This window comes from Mesorhizobium sp. M5C.F.Ca.IN.020.32.2.1 (assembly GCF_004023105.1).
In the GTDB taxonomy this organism is placed as follows: Bacteria; Pseudomonadota; Alphaproteobacteria; order Rhizobiales; family Rhizobiaceae; genus Mesorhizobium; species Mesorhizobium wenxiniae.
This window is the reverse complement of sequence record NZ_RZSX01000054.1, coordinates 13,278-14,108: the sequence shown is the minus strand read 5'-3', so window position 1 is coordinate 14,108 and position 831 is coordinate 13,278. Positions and strand designations below refer to the sequence as shown.

Sequence of the window (831 nt, the reverse complement as noted above, 5' to 3'; positions counted from 1 at the left end):
ACCTTATAGTTTGTCGCAACAGACCTGATCAGATTCGCATCGTGCTTTCCGGAAATCGATCCCGTTTTTGGGCCGATCCGATAGGAGAAATGGAATGAAACTCTTCGACGGGGGCCGGGCGCCCAATCCACGGCGGGTTCGGGTCTTCCTTGCCGAAAAGGGGCTTGAGGTTCCTCTGGTGCCCGTCGACATGGGCGCGCTGGAGCACAGAAAGCAGCCAGTCAGTTCGCGCAACCCGCTGCAGCGCCTGCCGGTGCTCGAACTCGACGACGGCACCGTCATCACCGAATCGGTCGCCATCTGCCGCTATTTCGAGGAGTTGCACCCGGAACCAGCGTTGTTCGGACGCGGCGCGCTCGGCAAGGCGCTAGTCGAGATGTGGCAAAGACGCATGGAGCTCAACTTGCTCGGTTGCGTCGCTGCCGCGTTCCGGCACATCCATCCGGCGATGAAGGAATGGGAGGTTCCACAAATCCCCGAATGGGGCGAGGCCAACAAGCCGAAAGCCGTCGGATTCCTGAAACTCCTCGACGACGAGTTGGCGAACCGGGAATTCGTCGCCGGCGATGCTTATTCGATCGCCGACGTCACCGGGCTGGTTGCCATCGACTTCATGAAGCCGGCGCGTATCAAGGTGCCGGAAGATTGTGCCAACGTGCTGCGCTGGCATCAGGCGATCTCCAGCCGGCCGAGCGCCGCCGCCTGAGAATGAGTTCCCGAGATTGAGCGAAGAGCTGGAAAACTTCGCGGCGAGGGTACGCGCCTGCCGTATCTGCGTCGAAAACCCGGTCGGCCGCCCGTTGCCGCACGAGCCGCGCCCGGTGCTCAGAC

The 831-nt window shown here is 62.0% G+C and carries 1 protein-coding gene and 1 pseudogene; both read left to right on the top strand.

The genetic code is table 11. The annotated features are described in order from the left end of the window. Positions 1-94 precede the first annotated feature (94 nt). Positions 95-706: a glutathione S-transferase gene (locus EOA86_RS04665; RefSeq protein WP_127212176.1), complete on the top strand. Its 612-nt coding sequence runs from the start codon at positions 95-97 to the stop codon at positions 704-706. A 16-nt stretch (positions 707-722) separates the two neighbouring features. Beyond that, positions 723-831: pseudogene (locus tag EOA86_RS39955) on the top strand (uracil-DNA glycosylase family protein); the annotation flags it as partial.

What these genes read in the sequence shown, in the direction of transcription:
- EOA86_RS04665 (WP_127212176.1), top strand. Translation starts at nt 95, where the DNA reads ATGAAACTCTTCGACGGGGGCCGGGCGCCCAATCCACGGCGGGTTCGG.